Source organism: Vibrio sp. 1580 (assembly GCF_033340055.1).
Genome location: NZ_JAWOVT010000784.1, coordinates 1 through 509, shown reverse-complemented (window position 1 = coordinate 509; position 509 = coordinate 1). Strand labels below are relative to the sequence as shown.

Genomic DNA, 509 nt, shown 5'->3' with positions numbered 1-509 from the left:
CTTTACTACGTACATGACCCTATGTGCAGTTGGTGCTGGGGATACAAACCAACCATCGAAAAACTAAAACAACAACTGCCAGGTGTGATTCAGTTTGAGTATGTGGTGGGTGGGCTTGCACCAGATACTAATTTGCCAATGCCGCCAGAAATGCAACAAAAGCTTGAGGGGATTTGGAAGCAAATCGAAACTCAGCTAGGCACCAAGTTTAACTACGATTTCTGGAAACTGTGCACACCAGTGAGAAGTACGTATCAATCATGCCGCGCTGTTATCGCCGCGGGATTCCAAGATTCGTATGAGCAAATGCTTGAAGCGATTCAGCACGCCTATTATCTACGCGCAATGCCGCCTCATGAAGAAGCAACGCATCTTCAATTAGCGAAAGAGATTGGCTTGAATGTGCAGCAGTTCAAAAATGATATGGATGGCACGTTATTGGAAGGTGTATTCCAAGACCAACTGAGTTTAGCGAAAAGTTTGGGTGTTAACTCTTACCCTAGTTTGGT

At 45.0% G+C, this 509-nt stretch carries 1 protein-coding gene; it reads left to right on the top strand.

Going from position 1 to position 509, the window contains the following annotated elements; genetic code table 11:
- A partial coding sequence (locus R7093_RS28370) for a DsbA family protein (protein ID WP_318147428.1) occupies positions 1–509 on the top strand: 509 nt, incomplete at both ends.